The sequence below is a fragment of the Tautonia rosea genome (assembly GCF_012958305.1).
In the GTDB taxonomy this organism is placed as follows: domain Bacteria; phylum Planctomycetota; class Planctomycetia; order Isosphaerales; family Isosphaeraceae; genus Tautonia; species Tautonia rosea.
Window position 1 is genome coordinate 1 of the sequence record NZ_JABBYO010000025.1, and the last position, 23,225, is coordinate 23,225.

Here is a 23,225-nt window from a genome sequence, read left to right on the forward strand (position 1 = left end):
GCCCGATCAGTGGCAACCGGGCTGCGATCCGTCCTGAGTCCGTCAAACGCGGCCCCAGTCACCCCCTCGTCACGTCGTTCCCCTCGAAGGCTCGTGAGGCCGCGATCCCATTCGGTCCCCGCCTCGACCAAACCGCCATCGATCGCTCCCTTGTCAAGCATGGGCTCGGCCGAACGTTTACACTTCAAATACAACTGTAGTACTAGCGTGCAGAAAATTCCCTTTCTTGAGTTCTCCCCATGAAAGGGGGGGTCCGATCAGGTTGCTGGGATCGTCAGGAGAGGGGACTGGCCGGAGGGGTGGTCAGGCCGGGGTCGTAGAGCCGGCCTCAGCCATCTGAGAGGGGGTGTTCGGGACCCTGGATACCGGTTCGGGGCCGGGGCCGCGGCGGAGATCGCTCAGGACCATCCGCAGCAGAAAGGCTGCGTTGCGGGCGTACCGAGGGCCAAGCCGCACCGGATCGGTGCCGATCCGCCAGGCCCACTCCATGCCGATCCGCTGGACCCAACGGGGAGCCCGGCGAACACAGCCGGCCACGAACTCAAACGACGCCCCCACCTGCACGCAGGCCGGAACGCCCAATTCCTCAAGGTGCTGGCGGATCCAGCGCTCTCCCTTCGGCTGGCCGAAAGCGACGAAAAGCAGGGCGGGCCTTGCGTCCCGGATCTGGGCGATCAAGTCGGCCTGTTCCGAATCGCTCAAGGGGCGGAACGGGGGGCAGGCGACCCCGGCGACGATCAGGCCGGGGTTGCGTTCCTGGAGGCGATCGGCCGCGATCTGGGCCACTCCGGGAGGCCCGCCGAGGAAGAAGACGCGGTCCCCTCGGGCGGCGGCCTGGGCGCAAAGGTCGTAGATCAGGTCGGAACCGGCAACCCGCTCGGGAAGGGGAGCGCGGCGCCACCGGGAGGCCCAGACCAACGGGGCGCCGTCGGCCAGAAGAAAGGCGGCGTCCTCATTGATGGCTCGCAAGCTCGGGTCGCCGTGCGAGACCATCGCGTAGTGGGCATTGGCCGTGATGAAGTAGGCCGGCTGGTTGGCGTCGATCAGCGCCGCAACCGCCTCGGCGGCCTCGGAACGGGAAAGGGGTACGAGCGGCAGGCCCCAGACGCGGGTCGGCGAGGGTCGCATGGGCTTCTCAGGCTTTTGAACAGGCGGATCAACGGGCTTACCGAGGCGGACGAGCCAGGGAAGCCGTCGTCAGCAGGGTCGGCGAGATCGGCTTGGCTTCCTCTTCCTCGGTGACCAGCCACGAGAGCCAGGCCAGCTCGATCAGGACCAGGACAAGGGCCAGAGGCATCATCAGCCATCCGGCAACGTCGTGGGCGATCTTCTCCCCCTGGGTCGAGCCGAGCAGGTGGTAGGCCCAGGCCGTGCCCGAGATCCGTAAGATGTTGCACAGCAACGCGATCGGCACGACGCTCAGCAGCAGGATCACCCGCTTCCAGTTGGCCATCGGCACAAGGATAATCGTCGCCGTGATCGTGGCCGCGAGGCTCATGAGCATGGCCAGGCCGTTGCAGGCGGCGGCCACCTCCAGAGTCTCTCCTCCGACGATCAGGATGTTCCCCTCATCCATGACCCACAGGCCCAGCAACCGTAACAACCCGGCACTGCTGAGACAGGCCATCCGTTGCAGCGGAAGCGAGACGTTGCTGTTCAGGGCCGGGGGGATCGGGTACATGAAGACCAAGAAGGCCACGGCCGGCCAGGTCCGCTTCAACAGGGGCCAGCCGCCATAGGCCAGCACCAACGCGGCGACTGTCGGGACGAGGGTGAAGCCCTCGATCCAGAACTTGCCGTATTGCAAGGCGGCGTATCGGGCTCCCACAACGCCGACCAACAAGACCCACCCCCAGACGGACGGGCGGAGTCGGTCGACCTCGGCCCCTCGGGGCCAGAGCCACCAGAACATGAAGCCACAGACGGGGATGACCAGGTATCCGTGCGAGTAGTTCGGGTCGTTTTCCCAGGTTTCGACCAGACTGGCAAGCTGGGGGAAATAGGCCCAGACCAGGACCGACAGCACGGCGGCAACCGCGACCAGATGGGTCGCAAGGGCCGCGGGTGCCGGCCCGCCTTCGGGCCGGGAGTCAGTCGGTTGGCTCATGATTCGGGTCGCTCCACAGGCACGATCGACAAGGAATCGAGAATCAAAGGACACAAGGGAGGGGGATCAAAGAGCCGCCGAAGCCGCGATCGGCCCTCGACGAGTCGAGCAGTCTTGAGCGGGGGATCACACGTCATGATCGCCCCGCCCCTGGTCTCAGGATCGAGCGATCAGACGACCGGGGAGTTGCCGGAGTCTCCCGGAACACGGTCGTTTCGCGACATGTAGGCCGCGTAGTAGTCGCCTCCCGTCACGCGAGAACCGGAGGGCCGGGCACCGTTGACCACCACGCCGAGGACCGGGATACCGGCGCCGGTCAGCAGGTTGTTGGCCCGCTCGACGGCCGGGAAACGGCTCTGGTCGTGTCGGGTGGCGATGACGGCTCCGTCAGCCAGGCGGCCGAGGATCAGGGCGTCGGGGACGGGGAGGACCGGCGAGGTGTCGATGATCACCACGTCGAAGGTCCGTCGCAGCCGTTCGAGCATCGGGGCGAAATTCTTGCCCCGCAGGATGCGGTTCGGGTTGGCCTCGGGCGATCCGGCGGGCAAGAGCTGGCAGCCGCCGACCTGGTTGATCGGCACCAGGGCGTCTTCGAGCGTGGCATCACCGCGAAGAACGTCGCTGAGGCCGGGGCAGTCGGGCACCTCGAAGAGGCGGCCGAGGGTCGCCCGGCGGAGGTCGGCGTCGATCAGGACGGTCGAGGCCCCGGCCTCGGCACACCGGACGGCGAGCTGAGCGGCCAGGGTGGTCTTGCCTTCACCACCGACGGCGCTGGTGATCAGGACGCAGCGGCCCCGGCCGTCGTGTCCCCCTTCGCCGCAGAGGGCAACCCGGACGTGGTCAAGCTGCTGGACGAACTGCTCGAACTTCGGATCGCGTCCGGGGGCTTCCAGGCGTCCCTGGGCATCGGATCGCACCGTGGGCAGGGGCGGCACCGAGAAGACATCGGCCCCGAACCGGCCGGAGAGGTCATCGGGCCCGCTGACCCGTCCGCCCCTCATCTCGACCAGGGTCACCAGGCCCAGCACCAGGCCGAGCATCGCCATGGGAGTGATGGCCATGAGCTTGTCGCGCTTGTTGACCTGAAGCTCGGCCTTTTGGGCAGGATTGACCACGGTGAAGGTTTTGGTTGCCTTGATGTCTTCCCCTGGCTTGTTCTGAGCGAAGCGACCGTTCTCAGAGTCGAATTTCAAGGCTTCAAGACGACGATCCACGGTTTCCTGCATCTTACGCTGCTGAGCCAGCTCGATAAGCAAGAAGTTCATCTCAAGGGCTTTTTCCCCCTGACTCTGCTCCTCGAATTTGACGCGGTCGAGCTTTTCCTGGATCAGCTTGCGTTGCAATCCCAGGTTGTTCAAGTTTTGCTCGGCCTGGCGGACGAGGACGGTGGGGTCGTTCTCGTCCATGGAGAGCTGGGCGCGGAGGGTGGGCTCAAGGTCGTCCCAGAGCTGATTGTAACGCTCCATCAGCCGCTGGCGGTCTGCCTGGAGGCGGGTCAGGGCAGGGTCGCCCGGATTGCGGATCCGGCGGCGGGCCTCGTCGTACTGGACGTCGAGATCTCGGAGGGCGTCTCGCAGTGCCCGGACGGTCTCGTTGGAGAGGAAGGCCTGTTCCACCCGGTCTTCGATCCGGGACCGGGGGTTGGCCGTGGCCGCCTGGCGTCGAACGGCCTCCAGTTCGGAACGCGCCTCGATCTCGGCATATTCCAGATTGAGCAGTTCCTGGTGGAGTCTCTTGTACTCGCTCACCTCGACGGTAATCTTCCCGTCCGATTCGCTCTGGGCCTGGGGATCGGTGTCCACGTCGGGCAGGACTCTGGTATCTTTGAAGTTACGCAAAACCGAGGGGAGATCGGATTCCTTGGCAAGCTGCATCACTTCGTTTTCAAGATCGTCGATTGTTTTGGTCAAATCGGCTCGATGTTCTTCCAGAGCTTCAATGGCCCCTTTGGCCCGTTCATTGGCGAGATCATCGTCCAGTGCCAGAAACGCCTGGACGACCGCGTTGACGATTTTTGGAGCTTCTTCTTTCCCCGGTGTCTCAGCCGCGACTTCGAACAGCAGCGCAGAGCTTTTACCAGGGGTCACCGAAATCACTTCGTTCAAAGCGGATTCGGGGCTTTCCGCCTGGCGAATCCAGTCGAACGACACGATCTGACTGTCAAGAAGAACCTGACTCAAAACTCTTGGGCTGTTGACCAGTTGCAGATGGGTCTGCATCCGGGGATCGGCAAGACCGCGGGCAGTGACATCCTGATTTGCATAAGGATTGGAATTGTCGGGGTTGACCAGGACCTGGCTCGACGCGCGGTAGGTCGGCTCATACTTCAGATAGACCAATGATGCCAATGCGGCCGATCCGACGATCCAGAGCAACAGGGCCTGCCACCAGTGGCGGGCCAGGCCGCGGAGGACGAGCCGGGGGCTGATCGGAAGACCGCCGCTGCTGGCCGGAGAGGCCGGCGAGACCGGCGGCAGCGGGGTACGAAGCGCCGGCGGCAACTCGGTGAAACGGGCGAGTTCGTGACGAGGGCGGGGCGTGTCGGCTGTATCCATCGCGGTGTGTTACCTGGGGCGGGACGATCGATCGATGGTGCCGAGACGGTCGGCAGAGTCGGGCCAATCATATGAATGAGAGCGGGGCTCTGGTCAGTCTATCCCCCTGCCTCGAAGACGGTCAAATTGAAATTTCGTGACGGTCGGCATGGTGGGAACCTTCGACGGAATCCGAGGAGCGTTGACACACCAGACAACTCCGACCGTATCATTTGATTGATTTCCAACGAATCGTCTTTTGTGAGCGTTGTGCGTCGAGTCCTTCGAAATCCTCCACCCCGGTTCTGCACGTGGCTGAGACGAATCCTCCGAAGAAGTGGCGGCTGAATCGGCGCGCCGTGATCTCCCTTGTTGTCCTGTCCGTGGTTGTGGGGGGCGTGCTGCTGACCTTGCAGCTCACCCGGCCTGCTCGGCTTGGCAACGAAGCGGCCCGGCAAATCCAGTCGCTGATCGCCGAGAGCGAGAACTTGCTTAAAGAAAGCCGAGAGGCCAAGGACGAGGAAACGGCTGAGACGAATCTTCGTCGGGCGGCCCTTCGATCCGATCAGGCGCTACGGCACCTCAACTCCTATCTGGAACGGAACCCCGACGATCCGGAGATGGCGTTACTTCAGGCCGAATTGATGGCCGATCGTGCCACCGGAGTCGTCGGGCCGTACGAGGAGCGTGTTGCCCAGATTCACCAGCGGATTCTCGTGCGCTTCTCGAATCTGCCGAAGGAGGACCTCGACGAGGTCCGCTTCCGCCTGGCCGATCTCTACATCCGCTTGAGTGACGCGTACCAGACCGATTACCAGCAGGTCGGGTTGGCCGAGCAAGGGGTGGCTCAAGGACGCTATCCCGCGGCGATCGAGCTGGCCCAGGCACTCGACCAGGAGGATCCGCGCACGCAGGCGCTGCTGGGCAAAGCCCATGAGGGTCGAGGGGACATTCAGGACGCCCTCGAGGCCTACCGAAACGCCTGGAACCTCTATCCCGAGGCCCTGGCAAACGCCCCGGATGACGAAAAATTGACCCGGGACATTCTGGAGGTCGCCTGGCGGTGGGCGCGGCTTTATCGGGATGAGCGCGAGGAACCCGAGGAGGCTGATCGGGTCCTGACGGAGCTCGCCGGGCTCCTTCCCGATTCCGCCGAGGCCTTGCTCGTTCGCTATTTCTTCTTCCGAGAGTCGGATGACATCGAACAGGCCAGCAAAGCTCTGGCAGACGCCCAGAAACAGGCCCCTCGCGATCCGAAGGTGCTGATCACCGTCGTTGAACACAGCCTCGAACAGGGTGACACGACAACCGCCAGGGACGTCTTCAAGAGCATCCCCGACGAGTACCGCCGCGAGAATTCCCAGCGCGTCGCCATGCTCGGCGGTCTGATCGAGCACTACGAAAATCGGCCCGCCGAAGCCATGAGGCTGTGGGACGAGGCCCTGAAAATCGCCGGCGGCAACGACGCCGATCTGACCTGGTGGAACGCCTATGTCTCACTCAAGACGGGGGGGAGCGAGGGGGACAGGCAACTGATCGACCAGTTCAAGCGTCTCACTGGCGGCAACGAAAGCGACCCCCGCTACCAGTTGCTCCAGGCCCTCGACTTGATGGCTCGCGGAAAAGTGCAGAACGCGATCACGACTCTCGAAGGTCTGCGAGCGCGAGGAGGCAACCCGCTGCTGGTCCAGAACAAGGCAACCCAGTCTCTGGCCGCTTGCTATGTGCTGGTCGGCCGTCGCGAGGACGCCGAAACGCTTTTCCAGGATCTGGAGGAGGCCGATTCCGACTCGTCGCTGGAGATGGTCATCAACCATGCCAACCTTCTGGAAAGTCTGGACAAAACGGGCGAAGCCATCGAACGGCTTCGGACAGCCCGGACCACCTTTGGCGATGATCCCGCCTTGCTCGTGACCCTCCTTCGGCTCCGGCTCAGCGAGCAGTCGAAACGGCCTCCGAGGACCCGGTCCTGGGCGGCGTTCGATCAGGATGCGGAACGGCTGCAGGAGATGCCGGAAAACGTCCTGCCTCTTGAAAGCCTCCAGCGCCTTGAACTGGAATTGATGCGAGCCGACCGGGATCTTCTGGCCAACCAGCCCGGTCAGGCTGACGATCGGCTCAAGAAGGCTCTGGAGACCTGGCCGACCAACCCCCGCCTCTGGGCCGCCCGGGCCGAATTGCTGAAGCGATCGGGAGACCCCGAAGCAGCCCTTGCACTGCTCGAAGAGGGGCTGAAGGAAGCCGGCGACGGGCCGACACTCCGCTTGACCATGGCCCGCCTGCTGGTCGACCTGGGTCGAGGGCGAGAGGCCCAGAAACGCCTGGTTGATGGGATCGAACAGCTTGGCTCCGACGCGCAACGAGAACTCGTCCAGGCCCTAGGCCGCCTCCGGATGGCCCAGGGGGATTATGACGGAGCCCGCAACGCCTTCCTCTCCTGGAGCAAGCTGGCCCCCGCCGCTCCCGAGCCACTCCTGGAGCTGATCGAGATCGCCTTGCTGGCGAACCGGATTCCCGAGGCGGACCTTTACCTTGATCGCCTCAAGCGATCCAAGGCCGAGGATGCCATCTCCGCTCAGATGGCCGAAGCGTCGATCTTGCTGCACCAGGCCGAACGCGGCGAAACCGCAGCACTGGGCCGAAGCGTCAAACTCATCGAGTCCGTTCTCAAGGAAGCTCCAGGACTGGCCTCGGCTCACATGCTCAACGGGCGAATCCAGGAAGTGAGCGAGAATCCTCAGGCCGCGGCCGATGCCTACCGAACCGCATGGAACCTGGGAGACCGGGAAGCTTTGCTTCGTCTGGCCGATCAATTGGTGAAGCTCGGCCGCGTCGACGAGCTGAAACAGCTCAGGAACGGGTCGGGGTCGGGCTCCTCCGCCGGGATCGGGCTCGTCTCGGCTCAGGCCTTGCTGGCCGTCGGAGCGGGGAGGAACGAGGCCCAACGGCTGCGGGAGTCGGCGGTGGAAGATCCGGAAGCTTTAGCCGTCGCCAATGCCTTGCTCGCTCGGGCGATGTTGCTTGAAGGCCAGTATGATGAGCTGGAACAGTTGCTCGATCAGCAGGCCGAGGATCAGTCGACCCCCACGAACGCGGCGCCGTGGTTCGAATTGATCACCATCCAGGTCCGCCTTGGCCGCGATCAGGCCACTCTGGAGCGGACCATCGATCGCGCCCTCAAAAGCTCAACCGGGATCCCGTCGGAGTTGCTGGAAGCCCGGCTCCGCTGGACTATCGGAGATATCGAGGCAGCCGATCAGATCATGGAAGCCGCCCTGGACAACGAGATCGTCAACCCGGACCTGATGATCGGCGCCGCCTCGTTCTACCAGCAGACCGGCCGACCCGATCGGGCCGAACCGCTGCTCGAACGCCTGATGGAGAACCCGAGCGTCGCCGCCGGCGCGGCCTTGCAACTGGCAATGGTGCTGTCTGAGCGCGCCTCTGGCGATCCGGAAACCTGGCAGCGGGCGCGGGATCTGGCCAGCAACGGCCCGATGATTCCCGAGCGTCGGCTGGCGATCGGCGTGGTTCAGTCTCGGGCACCGAATCCCGAACAACGCCGCGAGGCGATTCCGGTGTTCGAAAACTTGATGGCCGACCTGCCGCTGATGGATGGCCGGGCGGTCCAGGCCCGCAACCAGCTTGCCCGGCTGCTGATCGACCTGGGAGATGCCGACCGCGCGGCCCAGATCACCGAAATCTCGGCCGACTCGCCGACCGCCCCCGCCGAGGCGATCGTGCTCCACGTTCGGGCCTTGCTCCGGGCCGGTCGCCTGGCCGAGGCCGGTTCGCAGCTCAGCCGCCTGGAATTGCTCCGCCCGGGCGATCCGGAGGTGGCCGACCTCCGATCCGATCAGCTGATCCGGGCCAACGCCGGCAACCCGAGCGATCTGGTCGAGCAGGTCAATAATCGATTGACCTCACCCGGCGGCGATCTGTTCGCCCGGGCCGCGGCGTTGCAACTGCTGACCGTCGGCACTCCTGAGGCCATTGAAGCAGCCGATCAGATTGCCCAGGACCTGGCGAAGGTTACCCCGGGTTCCCAGTGGGTTTCCGGCCTGGTGCTGGCGATCCGTGGCCGATCTGAAGAGGCTCTGGAGCAATGTGCCCTGGCTGTTCCGGATCTCGATCTGACCGACCAGACCGCCCGGGTCGGCGTGACGGAGGCCGTGCTTCAGGCGGTTCAGGCCGCCCCCATCGATCAGCGCATCACGCAGGTTGACCGCGCTCGGCCGATCATCGCCACAATGCTCGAGAAGCGACCAGGAGACCCGGACCTGCTGACGGCCTCGGCCATCCTCTGCCATCATGCGGGAGAGTATCAGAAGGAAGCCGAGCTTTACCGCGCGATTCTGGAGCGACGGCCCGGCGATCTGCTGGCGCTGTACAACCTTGGCCTCGTCCTCTCGGAAGGGCTCGAACAGCCGGAGCAAGGCCTGGCGGAGATTGCTCGGATGGAGAGCCGGGTCGGGCCGGTTCCTGCCGTTCTCGGCGCCCGAGGGGTGATCTTGATTCGTCAGGAGCGCTTCGACGAGGCGATCCAGGCACTCGAACAGGCTCTTGCGATCGAGCCCACTGCGGCCCGGCATTATTACCTGGCCCTTGCTTCCTTGAAATCTGGCCGAGACGAGCTCTTCCGCACCCATCTTGCCCAGGCCCGCACCCTCGGCCTGGATCCCAACTCGATCGACCAGTGGCATCAGGACGATCTGCAAGCCATCCTCGCCCGCTGAGCCGCATTGGTCGAGGCGGGCTTGAGTTCAACCGAGCTTCGAATACCCCTCCTTCGACTCATCCTCGGAGGAGGGGTTCGTTCGTTTCGCGCAAGCGATTCAGATGTCACCCACCCCAAAGTCTCACTGAAGAACATCAAGTCTGTTCGACTCTTGATCCAAAAGGAGTGAGTGAGATTCGGAGAAGGTGGTGTGTTTGTGACGGATCACGGTTGCTCTGGTAAGACTCGGCCCCACGGTCGAATCTTCCCGGCCCTGACCTCAAGACCAACCGGCGGCGAAGCCTTCGTGATGGGAAGAGGCAACCAGGGGTAGAAATCCTCAGACGGGCGCTCCCCCCATGGTCCCTCCGCGTGCAGCAAGCGGGCCGATCACTCGGACAGGGACAGCGTAGGGACAACAAAAAACGCCGCACCAGCCAAAAGGCCGGCGCGGCGTTGAGGTGTTGCGTTGAGCGTGACTCAGCTCAGGTCGAGCTCTGATCAGTTGGCGTCAACCGAGCGGCGACGACGAGCGGCCCGAACGGCCAGCGGCAGGGCGAAGATGCCCAGACCAGCCATGGCCAAGGTGGCCGGCTCGGGGATCGCGGAGAAGTCGCCCGAGAGTCGGCTGGCCGTGAAGTCCTGGTACGCGCCGTTGGTGACGACCAGATTGGTGAAGCCACCAATGATGCTGAAGATGAACTCTTCCCTGAACAGGCCCGGGATGAAGATGTCCGACGTGAAGTCGACGGAGCCGGTGTTGAAGGCCGCACGGCCCGAGCCCACCTGCTGCAGCAAGGCCGAGTCGAAGGTGCCGCTCAGGAGGTTTTCGCCACCCGAACCCATGATGGAGAAGGTTCCGAAGAAACCTTCCTGACCAGAAGCCGTGGCCGCCGTGCTGGATTCGGCCGACAGCATGAAGGTTGCACCCGTGTAGCTCGTCGGGCCCAACGGATCGATCATGAAGACCGGATCGTTGATGGTGAACGTCACCTGCGTCGTGGCCGTGAGGTAGGCCGGCAGCGGATTGGCACCTACAGACCGCGTGTAATTGATCGTGTTGATGCCAGCCGACTGCGAGAAGCCCGCAAACCCAATGGTTGCGGTGCCCTGAGCCATTGCACTGGAGGCAAACGAGGCCACCAGCGCGAGCGCGGCCAGGAAGGTAAATCGTTTCGTCATAATGTTGATGACCTCGAAGGGAAAGGGAAACACCCTGGTGTCAATTCGGTGACCACTGCTCGATTCCCACTACGGGCATCGTTCCCACAGTGATACCGTCGCTCGACTACGATCTTGCCGAGTGATTGCTGAAAGATCAACGGTGCGACCGAAGCCATAACCCGCTGTCCGGGTGTCGACCCGCGTCAGCGGAATCCATTTCCGTTTTTTTATGCTGAAAAACGCCATAACACACGATTTTGGAGAGGAATGGCCATGACTTTGGTGTCTTCTTGACGTAGAATTCGTGAAATACGGGGACCACCTTTGCCTGACTCGCATGGCATCATGTTGCGTTTCCGCAACACGGGTCCATTTGTGTCCTATGGTCAGAGAGGGGTCAGGACTGACCCCATGATTCGAGCATGAGGAGTCGGATCCATGACCACGGGTGAGATTCGAGGCATTGAAGACGACGTCCCGCGGAGCAGGGATCCGCTGCGCCGGGTGGTCGTAACGCTTCTTGCCATCTACCTGGCACCAGTTGCGGTTGTCGTGCTGCTGATTGGTGGACTGGGCATGCTGTGTTCTGCAGTGGCGAGGCTGGTTGAATACGAGTTGATGCCGCAACGGGGGGAGTTGCGTCGAGACAGGACAGCGCGAATGCTCTCTGTGCCTCACCTGCACGGTGTGGTTAGAAGTCGATCGCCTGGTTCGTAAGTCCGTCCCGAGGTTCTGCATGGGGTACTCTGTTGCCAGTTCCTGGTCACTCACTCACTTGAAGGTTGGGATTCTTGATCCAATCGTCGATGCGTTGGTTGAGTTCGGTGACGAGGGCTGTCACAAACTCCTCGCTCGCACTTTGGGCAACGTCTCGTTCCCTGGAACTGATTCCACGATCGACCTGTATCTTGAACATCGCTGGCCGGTGCTGGAACTTGCGCTTCGTTTCGTTGGCATCAGGATCCCAGCGCCCATCGTGCCAGAACGAAAAGTAAGATTCGATATACTCTTCCCGTCCCGCTTCGGGACGAGTGAAAATCATTGCCCGGAAAGGAACGGTCGTTGACACCTCGGACTCGTCCTCGGGGGAACTGGTCGCTCCGGCGGTTTTCACTGGCACGTTGACCCGCCGTGTTTTTCCGGTGGCCTGATACCCCTGAGCAGGGAAGCAAATGTCTGGCGAGTGAGGAAAGACCTGGGTGGCTGGCCCAAATGCAACCAGCACCTTGAGCGTCACTCCCGTGTGGTTGTTCGCATAAAAGCGGTACATATAATCCGAGCATCCAGCAATCTGTTGCGTCTCGGCTTCCAGTTCTTCTTCCTTGATCATCTCCCAGTGCCCTCCCAGTGATGTGGGAAGGTCTCGCAGAGGAAACGGAGACTGTTTGACGCTCAGCGAGGCATCGGCAAACAGTTGTTCCTGGCGGATCCGCACCACGCCCGACGCTGCCACCAGCACACAACCCACGATCATCCAGATCCAGGGAGACGGCCCAAGGGAGCGACGCGCAACCGAGGTAGGCTGGTCAAGCTGGGGCTGATCAGGCACGAAACATCTCCTCCGGAGGTTATGTTGGGCCATGCAAGACAAGAACCGAGCAGAGTGAATCCGAAGATCGCACGGGTGGGTGAAGCTCGTGTCAGCTCAATTCAATGCCTCAGCAGGCACCACGAGCACACAGAACCGCAGGGATCGTCAGGATGAGAATTTTCAGATCAGCCGAGAGGGACCAGTTCGCGATGTAGTCGAGATCCTGGTGAACCATCCCCTCGGTCCCATCGCTACGGCCACCAATTTGCCAGGGGCCAGTGATCCCAGGCATCACACTCAAACGACGGTTGAACGCTTCAGAATCGAGGGCTTCGAGCCGGTACGAGTCGCGAAGCTGTAACGGACGAGGACCGACCAGACTCATTTCACCGCGGAGCACATTAATCAGTTGCGGCAGCTCATCGAGACTCGAACGCCTCAAGAAGCGACCCAATGGAGTGACTCTCGGATCGCGCCGAATCTTGAACAGCACGCCACCGGCCGCCTCATTGTGCGATTCAAGGTCGCTGAGCCGACGCTCGGCATCGGCAACCATGGTGCGGAACTTCAGAACGTAGAAGGGTTCACCGCCGCGACCGAGACGAAGCTGACGAAAGAAGACCGGTCCAGGAGAGCTCAGCCGCACTGCCGCGGCAATCACCAGCATCAGCGGTGCCAGCAGCACCAGCCCGAGGGCCGAGGCCGAAAAGTCGATGGCCCGCTTGAAGCGTGAGGCGATCGTCGTCGGGGCTACGGCGAGCGAAGGGCCTGGCAACACCAACGCCTGATCCGTAGACGTCCCTCCCCCAACCATCCGGGCGATCTGCTCGGATAAGAGTACGGATTGGGTCGTCGTAGTGCTCATTGGGCGGTATCTCCAGGGTGAGTGCTCAGGAGTGAGATTCAGCAGGAGGTTCTCATGACCGCAGGCTGAAGATGGCTTCATTGCCGGTCAGAAGAACGCTTGAAGTCAGGAGGAGAGGTGATCGGTTGAGAGATCGCTGCAAGCTAAAAACGTGTGCTGATAATCATGCGATCAGAAAATACCCGAACTGAGGCGTTCCGAGGATAACCGTGACGGCAGCATAGCAACGCGTTCAGGCATCGTCAACTAGCAGCGTTGCACCACCTCTCCCATGTCGCTTCAAGACAACATGCTGTGGCGTCGTGAAGAAACAATGAACTGCCGCAGCATCGTTCATCGGCTTCCAGAACCCAAAATTGCCGGTGACCAGAATTCAGCACTCGCCATGCCAGAGTTGTTCGTCCAAGGCTTTGGAACACCATCTGACTCCTCGACCAGCACTGAAGGTTTGAATCCTCAACATCCGTGTCGAAGCAATGTGCCACGTGGTGGCCTCCCTTCTGATAGACAGTAGTCCCGCGTTCGTGACACCCGTTCTCCGGTTTTTGGTGATTGAAAAACCCATGAGGGTCAATGCTGCACCATGAATGGGCTCCTGCCGAAGGCGACCAAGCGTTCCGATCTGCCCATCTCAATTGCACCACTGCACACCAAAAGCACAGCGAATCCTCTCCGTGACAGCACCTCGGCGTCCCTCAAACCGCAGCAACCAGGCCCAGGAGTTCCGCGCCGAAGCGACGAGGTTCTCCGCAATCGAGCATCGTTACGCGACGACCCCCATTGCCGTTTCCAGCAGGTGATGATCGCAGACACAACCCAACCACCAAGAAAGGGCACGTTCAGGCAAGGCAACCCGGGATGGGAACGGCAGCGCACCTCCGCCACAATCGTTTCAAATGCACAACTTTGAGCATAAATCTCATTATCAGACACTAAGGCCACGACCCGAAAGACCGGACGCGGCATCCCCTTTCGATTCCCAAAACAACTCCCCCAAGACACAATTTGCACTCATGGATGAATGGATAAAGTGTCCGAAGATACTGAGGGAAAACAACGGGGGACGAGCAGAACGCTCAACACGGCAAGCCTCGCCGGTGGCCCTGACCGTGTTCCGCTTAGTCTGCGACCAGGGCCGCGCGTTCCGATCGGGTCCGGACCGGCAACGACCTGATCAGGATCGTCGAGGGATGGCTCAAAGTCTCTGGTCTTGCCCGACTTCAAAGGATCCCGACGTCGCTCCAGCGTTGGGGTCAACACCGCGACGAACCTGTTGGAGCGGGACGTGACCAGCAACCCGGTCCACGATTTCCATAGCAAGGCCGACCTCCCTTCGTCCAACCAACCCTGACCATTGGACCGCCAAGGAGATTCGCGGCGCTCTCGTTGAGCCGAGTTCCTGGTGAACCTCGGGGATGGATCTCCGGGACGCCCTGACCGATCCCCCCCTGCCCTTGCTGTTCCACCTCCGTGCTTCAATGACCTTATATCTGATCGAATTTCCGCTCGATGTCCGTTGGATCCGAACTTGGGGGCCCACTCCCCTGCCCTGCGATTGCCGCCGATAACTGATGGTTCGGCCTCGGTTTCACAACCGAATCGGCCCAACAACAGACCAGGAATCCAGGGTCACTCGATCCCTTGACACCCTGGCAACGTGTCTCCTTGATCCCTTGATCAATGACTGACCAGGGTCACTCAGTCCCTTTTGCCAGTCTTGGCGCCTTGAAACCAAGGCGCCTTGAAAACCTGGCTCATTGAATTTCCAGGTTTGCCACGCAGATGGCAAACCATGATGCTCAAAACACCAAGAAGCCAATTGACCAAGGAATCCCAACTCCGTTGAACTCTAAGGGTTCTTGCTTTCTTGTTATCAATGATTCGTTTTTACCAGGGATTCCCAGTAACCTTGGCTTTATTGAGACCAAGGACCTCAGAGTGACAACTTCCCTTGGATTCAAGGTGTTTTAGCGATCATTGTAACTGCGTTGTTGAGATACCTTGGCTCCCAGGGATCCTGAGAACCTTGATGACTTGGTGAATTGGTCCTTGGCTTTCAATGGTTCGAGAAACCATGACAACCTTGGGACATTAGCCATCAAGGGATTTCAGGTTTCTTGAGCAACTTGATGACCGAGAGAGTGTCATGACCAGGGAACACTGAAAACCTTGGAACCTTGAACAAGAAGCAACCCAGAAAACGACAGGGCTTACGAAATCAAGGAACCCTGCCATACACGTTGCCAAGTTCACAAAAGAGCCCAGCTTCCCTGAAGAATGATTGAACCAAGGTGCTTGATCCAACTTGCGGATCAAGGAATCGAGGCGAACCGTTTGCCTTGATTCCCGGGAACATTGGAGTCGATGGGAATTGCAAGCCGATACGCACAAGGACAATGGTTCCCAGGAACCAGGATGCCTTGAACGTTGGGTTGCCTGATTCAAAAGGCTCCAGGAAGCCTCGGAACCAGGCAACCAATAAGCCGAGATCTTGTCGCAACACGATTTTTGATCGCATGTTGCGACTGACCCTTGATCGCTTTCGGTCGGCGAGGTCTGCCGATCGAGAAGACGGGCAGGGGACTACCGATCGGGGAGGAACGGTCGATGCGGAGCGTCGCCGTGACCAACGCAAAAGGAGGGGTCGGCAAGAGCACGACCGCCATCAACCTGGCAGCCAGCCTGGCTGACCTGGGACGGCGAGTGCTTCTGATCGACGCCGACCCGTCGGGCAATGCGTCGCTCGGCCTCTTCCCGGCAGGGTTGCCGTCGGAAGGGTTGGCCGACCTCTTGCTCGACGACGCAGAGATGGCCGATGTGGTCTTGCCCAGCAGTGTCGAGGGGCTCGACGTGATCCCTCCCGGGGATCGTCTCGGCTCCTGCTCCGATCAGATGGGAGGCAGCCAGGGGCTTGGCCAGGGCAGAGAGTTCCGGGTCCGCCGCGTGCTGCGTCGGGTCTGCGATCACGATGTCGTGATCCTCGATACCAGCCCCGTGCAAACGCCCCTCAACGTGGCCATCCTTTATGCCGTTGGCGAGGTCGTCATCCCGATCGACCCGTGCATCGCCGCCCTGGCTGGGGTCAAGACACTCGAAACCTTGATCCGGGAGGTCGGCTCACTTCGCCAGGAATTTACCGACGCCGGGCCTCTGATGCTCACCGGCGTCCTGATCACCCGGGTCGATCGGACCCTGGTGGCTCGCCAGATCGAAGCCGAAGTGCGTGACTACTTCGGCGACCTGGCCTTCGAACGGTCGGTGCCGACCTCGGTCCGCTTCCGGGAAGCCTATGCCCGGGGCGTCCCTCTGGTCCGTTACGATCCTTACGGAGCCGGGAGCCGCGCCTATCAGGCCGCGGCCGAAGCGTTCCTGATCCGGGGCGGCGAGTTGGTTGATTCGGCTCGCACCAAGCCCGATGGGAACACGTTGCACGAAGCACCCTCCGAGGATGACGCACCGATCGAGGAGCAGGGCGGCGCTTCCGGCGCCGCTGCGTGAGAGCCGTCGACCCGGCGCGACGGCCGGCCACCGGGCGAGGGTGCCTGGCCGTCGCGGCGACGGTTTGACCAACGCGCCACATCCAATCAAAACCAGACGCCGAGCCAGGCCAGGCGCTCAACGAAACATCACAAAGGGCAGGGGGGGCGACTCGAATGAGTACAACCAGACGCGGGGGAATTCCGGGCCCTGAGAGCCGAACCGGACTGGTCCGACCCGCGATGACCGAAGCCGAGTTCGAGCGCCGGATGGCCGCCGCTGAGGCCACAGCCGCTCCTCGATCTTCCTCCTCCGCGAGTGATGGCGACGACCGGCCATCGGTCGATCCGGAACCGGCTGCCGAGGTCGAGTCGGCTCCGAAGTCGTCAGGGTCATCCCCCTCGACAGGATCATCGCGATCGAAAAGTCGGGGCAGGGGGGCTGCCAAGCTCCGACGCGTTCAGCGCATGTTCGCCATCGAGGAAGAGCTGGACAAGAAGCTCTGGCTCTACGCGATCCACGTGGGCAAGGACCGTTCTGAGGTCGTCAACGACCTGCTCCGGCCACTCGTCGGATCGATGGTCCTCTACGACTCTCGCGACCGACGCTCCAGCCGCCAAGGAGATGGCGACTCGGAAAATTGACCTCGTCCCCCCATGACGAAGCTGTCAACGAGGGGGGATCGGGAATCACTCTGCCGGACCTGCTCGAGATGGGACGTGGCCAGAACCCAGGATCATCCGGTAAGCTGCTTCCCGATCTTGATTGCCCCATCGGTGACGACGACACGTCCCGAAGCTTGTTCTCGATCGTGCCACCCCTCCGGATTGACCTCGCATGCTCGACACCCAGGCACCGCCGGCCACGGCGCCGACCCCTCGATCCGATCGCCTGCTCTCGATCGACGCCCTCCGAGGGCTCGACATGCTCTGCATCGTCGGCGGCGATCGCCTGGTCCTGGCCTGGGCGGCCTGGTCGGGCTCCGTGACCGCCTCGACCGTCGCCCAGCAGTTCGAGCACATCGACTGGGAAGGATTCCGCTTTTACGACCTGATCTTTCCGCTCTTCCTCTTTCTTGTCGGAGCCGTCTTGCCGTTCTCTCTCAGCAAGGCGGCCGAGCAGGGCAAGGGAGCAGTCTCCCGTCGGATCGGCCGCCGGGTGATTCTGCTGTTTGCCCTTGGCCTGCTTTGTAATGGGGTGTTGCAGTTTGACTGGGAGAACCTACGGATCACGGGGGTCCTGCAGCGGATCGCCATCTGCTACGGAATCGCTGCGGTGATCGTGATGAACACCTCCACGCGTACCCAAATTCTCACTGGTGCGGCTATCCTGCTTGGCTACTGGGCCTTGCTGGCGGGAGTCGCTCCCCCAGGAGGGACGGCGGGCGATTTCTCCAAGGAGGGAAACCTTGCCGGATGGGTCGATCGCCACTATCTGCCCGGGAAGATCCTCGAACCGTATTACGGGTTTGGCGACAATGAAGGGTTACTCTCAACAATCCCGGCTGTCGCCACGGTCTTGATGGGTGCGTTGAGCGGTGCCTGGCTGCGATCGAAACGACAGACCCCCTGGCAGAAGGCACTCGGCCTGCTCCTGGCCGGCATCCTGAGCGTGATCATTGGCACGCTCTGGGGAGCCTGGTTTCCCATCATCAAAAATTTATGGACAAGCTCGTTCGTGCTCGTCGCTGGCGGTTGGAGTCTGATCCTGCTGGCCGCCTTCTACACCTTGATCGATGTCTTGCGGTGGCGGCGATGGGCGTTCGTTCTCGTGGTCGTTGGCGTCAACGCCATCACGATCTACGTCGTACCACGGTTCCTTGACTTTGACCGGATCGCCCAGTTCTTTCTGGGAGGGGTCTACACCCTCTCCGACCGCCTGATCCCCGGCGACTTCCTTCCCGTGGCCGCGGCAATCGGAACTCTGCTGGTCCAATGGCTCTTCCTGCTGTATCTCTACAAGCGTCGCCTCTTCCTTCGCGTCTGATCCTCACGGCCCCCAACCCGCCGCCCCAAAACCGCCAGATCAGGCATCATCGTCCGCGAAGAGCGACGGCTGATCGGGAGGATTCTGCCCCTTGAGGCGGGCGTCAAGCGCCTCAAGGCAAAACCGTTCCAGGGCGTTCCGGGAGCGACGAAGCCCGGGATGTGCCGCCTTGACCTGGGCCTTGATCGTCTCTCGATCGGCCGAAGACAGGGCTTCCCAGCGAGCTTTGAGTTCGGCAATGCGAGCCACCTCGGCCGCCTCTTCTGCCCGAAGTCGCTCCTCAGCTTCGAGTTCCTCTTCTCGACGCCGTCGCTCCTCCTCGGCGACAGATGCTTCGGCGCGGGCGAGCTGCTCGGCATCGTCGGGGGGGATGTATCCTTCGGGAGCCTGATAATCGTCTCGGATCGAGGATACAAGATACCCTGCCGGGTTCTTGGCCAATCGCTTATCGTCCTGCCTCGCCATCCAGTCAAAAATGGCGACTTTCGAACGGATCATCTCCGGGGGGTATCGCTCAACCAGTTCGACGGCAATCCGAGGGGTGACCCCCCGATCCGTCAGCACCGCCATTAGCTCCACGCGTTCCTCGGCGGTCGGCTCAATCGTCGATCGCCCCCGCGGACCTCGGAGAAAAACGATCTGCCAGGATCCTCGTGTCTTACGCAGGTAGCGGGCCTCCTCGCTCATCGGTTCCAGAAACCCTTGTTGCTCCAGCTCGGCAATCGCAGGACGCAGGCGGCGTTTTAATTCGGTCGGCTTGTACGATCGGCTCAGGCCTATGTGCTCGCAGGCAAACGTGCGCAGATCGAATTCAAGCCGTTCACATCGATAAAATCGCTTATCGAGGAATCTGAAAACGCGTTTTGTTGTCGGAAGTCTTAATTTTAAATAAAACTCAAGATCGATCTGTTTCAAATTTCCGCTTTGAAAACTTCGGAAAATCACCTCATTCCACTTAAAACTTGAGAGCGGAGGAGGGGCGTTTCCTCGTTTACCTCGCTTTTGAGTCCCCCCTCCCTGGGATGCCCCAACATTCCGGGAAGGACGACGACGTTCACGATCAAAAAGCGTAACATTATCCAACACGTGAAAGTTTTCATCAACCCAGCTTTTTTCTGTGTTATCCCACCATGCATTTTCATATGAGAGGACAATTCCCACCCAGCGATGCAGGGCCTCCTCGATCCTCCGGTAGCTCTGTCCCGTCTGAGGCCAGCCCAGCAGTTCAATCAATTCGTAGCGAGAAAAATTGACTTTTGGCTCGGTGAAGTTGTTCCATCGCTTGGTCAACTGGATGAGGCCAACGAGGATCTCGTCGTCCATCGACGTTGGCAATCCGTGTTTGGCTGTCCCCATGATGGTCAGTCGGCGCACGATGGGAGGTCCGTCGCGGCGATCGAGCCGGTCCTCGAACACCAGCGTGGTCTGGCCGTCGGGAACCCGATCCGCGAGCGAGGCGATCGGGAACTCGGCCAGGTTCAGCTCGTCCTTGAAGGCAGGCTCCGCCGCGTTCTCGTCGGTGGGAATCTGGTCGTCCAGATCGTCGAAAAGTGAGGCGTCTCGATCGGGCTTGTCCACGGCGGCGGTCCTGTTCCAGGGGCGTTCCGGGAGCCGAAAGTCCGGAACGGTCTCTTTCCGTCCCCGTGCAGAAATCATGCAACAACAACGGGGAAATCTCCAAAGAATTGCTCTCCCCTCGCGCGCTCTCACGCACGCGAGCGCGCGTTGTTGTTGTTCTAAAACAAAAGTCTTAAAAACAAAAGTCTAGGGAAACGTAAATCCTTATAAGAAAAGGGTTTACGGAACCAAAGTATGCTCGGTTAATCGTTAGGTGCACGCCAAAGGGTGTCCGGTTAATCGGTAGGTGGACCGCAAAGTATGCTCGGTTAATCGGTAAAGGCGCCCAAAATTTTAAGAGGTTCAGGCGAATGGCGCCCAGAATCTTTTCTGGCGATCTGTTCTCTATGGGCGGTTAATCGTGAGTGCACGGGGGTCGTTGTGGAAAACATCTGAGCGGATCATCAAGGGTGTCCGGTGAATCTGTAGCACAAGCGTTCACTGCTCGTGGAATCGTCGATCTACAACACCAGCCCTTTGGATCGAAGCAAGCCGATAGAGTCATGATCACATTCATGTTTGGCTGCATGGTCGGAGAGCGGAGGACCTGCTGGCGGAGGGTGTCCGGTGAATCTGTAGTACAGGCGTTCACAAACGGAAGGATTCCGTGACGGTCAAGCAGGCGGCTGGTGCTCGGGAAGAGTCGGGGCTGCACCGACCGGAATCCGCACCGTGGGCAACTTTCGGATGAGGGGCGAAGGGTGTCCGGTTAATCGGTAATAGACCTTTGGAATCCGAGCAACGCGGGGAAGGCCTTTAGGGTGTCCGGTTAATCGGTAGTGCAGGGCAGTTCGAGTCCTGTTTCACTGACTTTCGGTCTGAATCGTCGCAACAATCGGCGAGGCAATGGCCGCGAGACGCTCCAGAATGCCCTCAGAGGCGATCCTGGAGCGTCTGTCGACGTTCTGGACGTTTCGGTCTGAAAGGCCGTCCTGGCGCGTTCTGAGAGCTTGGCGTTTCGACGGAATCAGAGGCCGTCTCGTGCACGCAAGGGGGTTCCGAGCCGCGAGAGCAGGTCGCGCCACCCCGATCGTGATTCCTGTTCGACTTGCTCTTCCAGCTCACCGAGGCGATCGATCAGCCAGGAGGTCGCTCGCTCTGAGCCGGGAGCGAGCGAGGGGCGAGGGACGTCTCGAGGGGCCGATGCAGGGGGAGGCAAGACGTTCGAACGATCGGGAGCAGGAGGGAGCAACGGGGAGGGGTCGAGGCGTTCCCGAAGCTCGGCCCGGAGTTCAGCCACCTCGTGCTGAAGGCGGTCGAGTCGGTCGAGATGCTGCTCGAACAGGGCATTCTGTTCCTGGTAGAGCTGTCGGACGGCGGCCACCAGAGCATGCTGAAACTGGTCGTTGGTCCGGATCAAGTCGTCCTGGCCGTCTCGGACGGCCTGGAGTGCTCGCGTCACGTCGTCGCTTTCCGGTTGATTGGAGAGTGCAGGGGACGCCAGAGACCGGTTTGAAGAGACGACGGGAGACGAAAGCCCTCGAGGCGCCGGTGGGGAGGCAAGGCCCGCTTGAGGTCCCGAAGGCAGTTGCACCAGAAACCGACGTCGGCCCAGACCCAGCTGATCCCCATCGCGCATCGCGACGACAAGAGGGGACGGCTCGCCATTGATCGTCAGACCAGACCCGGCGAGGTTGACGAGAAAGCTCCCCGAAGCCGACCGAACGAGGACGGCATGGACCCGGGCAACCATTTCCCCTTCGACTCGCAGAGCGCAGGCGCGGCTCCGTCCCAGAAACGACAGCTCCGAAAGCATCGAGGCTGCCTGATCGGGATCATCCTCGGGCCGCAGCACCAGCGGGGCAAAGGAATTGCCTGCAGCCAGCGGGTCGATCTCAGGTAGAACCAACGGGTGGCGGTTCCTCGCCGAGCCGGGTTCGAGCAGCTCGACACGGTGTCCGGCCAACTCCAGGCCACTTCCAGGCCGGAGCCAGGAGGCTCGGGAACCGGGTGCCGCATCATCGAACCGCGTTCCCGTCCGGGAAACTAGATCAACCGCGAAGACCCCGTGAGCATTTCGGTGCAGGTAGACATGCCTGAGGCTCGCGTCCCGGCTCAAGACCGGAATGTCAGCCGTCGAGGCTCGTCCAATCAGGGCAAACGGACGGTTGATAATCGCAATGGTTCCCTGGCCATCGGGTCCTATCAGTCGCAGGCGGAGCCCTCCCGTAGCCCAGAGCGTGGACTGCAGGGCCGGGATGTTTGAGCCAGCCGGTTCAGGGTGACCATCGGGACGAGTGATGAGGGTCCTCCCTCGCTCATCTTTGGAGGATTCAAGGGCCAATCAGTGCCCACGACGCAGTGTAGCAATCGCTGTACCGAATGAAAGCATGTTAGGTGACGCTCATGGAACGGTGTCAAGTTCAAGTTAGTCTTGCCAAAATGGCATGAATAACCGGGCAGAGCCTCCAGGACGACGGCCGGATTGGTGTCATTATGGCAGTATTGTTCGGGAAACTCAAGACGAGAGCCGAACACAACCTGTTTCTGGTTATTGCTTTAGAGGAATATTTCTGCAATTGGTACGCTGGTTGCATCCCAAAGATGGATGCCATTCGGGCCGTGTGGGATCGAGTAGCAGTGGTTTCGTCTCACTGGCGACCCGTATTGAGCCAGCGAGTGTTGTTTTCACGAGACGTCCGGGTTCCGGGGACCGTCCCCCGTGCGCGCTGGGCGTGTTCAAAACAAACAAAGGATCGGGGAGGGAGAACGATGGCGATCGAACGTTGGGATCCGTTCCGCGAGATGGTGAGCCTCCGCGATGCGTTCAACTCGCTCTTGCAAGAGAGCTTTGTGAGGCCTGATAGCCTGCCCTCGGGAGGATCAGCCTTGGTGTTGCCTCTGGACATTTCGGAAACGCCAGAGGCCTTCGTGGTCCGAGCGTCCTTGCCTGGAATCAAGCCTGAAGACGTTCAGGTAACCATTCATGGCGATACCTTGACGATTCAGGCCGAGACGCAAACCGAGCAGGAGCAAGAGCAAGAAACGTGGCACCTCCGCGAGCGGCGGCACGGGACCTTCCGCCGGACGGTAACCCTCGCGGTCCCTGTCGACGCGGATCGCGCAACGGCTGAGCACGATCATGGAGTTTTGCGGCTCACGCTGCCGAAGGCCGAATCGGCTCGTCCCAAGCAAATCAAGGTGGGGCCGGCTGCCTCTCGGTCCTCCTGAGAGGGGACAACGCATTACCCCCCAACCATTTCACCGAGAACCAGCACTTTGGCATA

At 61.2% G+C, this 23,225-nt stretch carries 13 protein-coding genes; 5 read left to right on the forward strand and 8 right to left on the reverse strand.

Annotation, left to right across the window (positions count from 1 at the left end):
* Window positions 1-303 precede the first annotated feature (303 nt).
* From HG800_RS25555 to HG800_RS25565, 3 genes are all read right to left on the reverse strand, one after another.
* Window positions 304-1,128, reverse strand: a complete 825-nt coding sequence (locus tag HG800_RS25555) for a WecB/TagA/CpsF family glycosyltransferase (protein WP_169980983.1) — start codon at window positions 1,126-1,128, stop codon at window positions 304-306.
* Between the two features lie 37 nt (window positions 1,129-1,165).
* Complete coding sequence (locus tag HG800_RS25560) at window positions 1,166-2,107, reverse strand: exosortase/archaeosortase family protein (RefSeq protein WP_169980985.1); 942 nt, start codon at window positions 2,105-2,107, stop codon at window positions 1,166-1,168.
* A 170-nt stretch (window positions 2,108-2,277) separates the two neighbouring features.
* On the reverse strand, window positions 2,278-4,662 hold the full coding sequence (locus HG800_RS25565; protein WP_169980987.1) for an exopolysaccharide transport family protein: 2,385 nt from the start codon (window positions 4,660-4,662) through the stop codon (window positions 2,278-2,280).
* Window positions 4,663-5,000: 338 nt separating this feature from the next.
* On the opposite strand from HG800_RS25565, the gene HG800_RS28345 reads away from it, so the two are divergent.
* Entirely contained in the window at window positions 5,001-9,377 is a 4,377-nt protein-coding gene (locus tag HG800_RS28345; protein ID WP_169980989.1) for a tetratricopeptide repeat protein, read from the forward strand.
* Window positions 9,378-9,859: 482 nt separating this feature from the next.
* Here HG800_RS28345 and HG800_RS28350 read toward each other — a convergent pair whose 3' ends face one another.
* From HG800_RS28350 to HG800_RS25585, 3 genes are all read right to left on the reverse strand, one after another.
* On the reverse strand, window positions 9,860-10,573 hold the full coding sequence (locus tag HG800_RS28350) for a PEP-CTERM sorting domain-containing protein (RefSeq protein WP_169980991.1): 714 nt from the start codon (window positions 10,571-10,573) through the stop codon (window positions 9,860-9,862).
* Window positions 10,574-11,285: 712 nt separating this feature from the next.
* A complete protein-coding gene (locus tag HG800_RS25580) occupies window positions 11,286-12,104 on the reverse strand; it encodes an exosortase-associated EpsI family protein (RefSeq protein ID WP_315852110.1) in 819 nt (272 codons plus the stop codon).
* A 76-nt stretch (window positions 12,105-12,180) separates the two neighbouring features.
* Window positions 12,181-12,918: a sugar transferase gene (locus tag HG800_RS25585; RefSeq protein ID WP_206352463.1), complete on the reverse strand. Its 738-nt coding sequence runs from the start codon at window positions 12,916-12,918 to the stop codon at window positions 12,181-12,183.
* A 2,607-nt stretch (window positions 12,919-15,525) separates the two neighbouring features.
* Here HG800_RS25585 and HG800_RS25590 point away from each other — a divergent pair.
* From HG800_RS25590 to HG800_RS25600, 3 genes are all read left to right on the forward strand, one after another.
* The gene (locus tag HG800_RS25590) at window positions 15,526-16,416 is read left to right on the forward strand and encodes a ParA family protein (RefSeq protein WP_169980995.1); all 891 of its coding nucleotides are present in this window, start codon (window positions 15,526-15,528) and stop codon (window positions 16,414-16,416) included.
* Window positions 16,417-16,571: 155 nt separating this feature from the next.
* Entirely contained in the window at window positions 16,572-17,039 is a 468-nt protein-coding gene (locus HG800_RS25595; RefSeq protein WP_169980997.1) for a hypothetical protein, read from the forward strand.
* Between the two features lie 193 nt (window positions 17,040-17,232).
* Entirely contained in the window at window positions 17,233-18,381 is a 1,149-nt protein-coding gene (locus HG800_RS25600) for an acyltransferase family protein (RefSeq protein ID WP_169980999.1), read from the forward strand.
* A 39-nt stretch (window positions 18,382-18,420) separates the two neighbouring features.
* Here HG800_RS25600 and HG800_RS25605 read toward each other — a convergent pair whose 3' ends face one another.
* Both HG800_RS25605 and HG800_RS25610 read right to left on the reverse strand, forming a co-directional pair.
* Window positions 18,421-19,959: a replication initiator protein A gene (locus HG800_RS25605; protein WP_315852111.1), complete on the reverse strand. Its 1,539-nt coding sequence runs from the start codon at window positions 19,957-19,959 to the stop codon at window positions 18,421-18,423.
* Window positions 19,960-20,965: 1,006 nt separating this feature from the next.
* Window positions 20,966-22,282, reverse strand: a complete 1,317-nt coding sequence (locus HG800_RS25610) for an FHA domain-containing protein (RefSeq protein WP_169981003.1) — start codon at window positions 22,280-22,282, stop codon at window positions 20,966-20,968.
* Between the two features lie 428 nt (window positions 22,283-22,710).
* On the opposite strand from HG800_RS25610, the gene HG800_RS25615 reads away from it, so the two are divergent.
* Window positions 22,711-23,169 (forward strand): Hsp20/alpha crystallin family protein, encoded by a 459-nt coding sequence (locus tag HG800_RS25615; RefSeq protein WP_169981005.1) that lies wholly within the window; start codon window positions 22,711-22,713, stop codon window positions 23,167-23,169.
* Window positions 23,170-23,225 lie beyond the last annotated feature (56 nt).